The 249-nt window shown below is 60.6% G+C and carries 1 protein-coding gene; it reads left to right on the forward strand.

Translation table 11 applies throughout. The annotated features are described in order from the left end of the window. Nucleotides 1–249, forward strand: a 249-nt coding sequence (locus AC1RPJ_RS08280; RefSeq protein ID WP_481762930.1) for an alanine--tRNA ligase-related protein, incomplete at both ends; no start/stop codon positions are given.

Raw genomic sequence — 249 nt, forward strand, 5'->3', positions numbered from 1 at the left:
CCTCGAGAACGTCGGCTACACGGCGCGCCACCACACGTTCTTCGAGATGCTCGGCAACTTCTCGTTCGGCGACTACTTCAAGCACGACGCGATCAAGTTCGCGTGGGAGCTGCTGACCACGGTCTACCAGCTGCCGAAGGAAAAACTGTGGGTCACCGTCTACCAGGAAGACGACGAGGCATACGACATCTGGGCGAAGGAAGTCGGCGTGCCGACCGAGCGGATCATCCGGATCGGCGACAACAAGGG

Source organism: Dellaglioa sp. CoH-57-MRSF-17 (assembly GCF_056782015.1).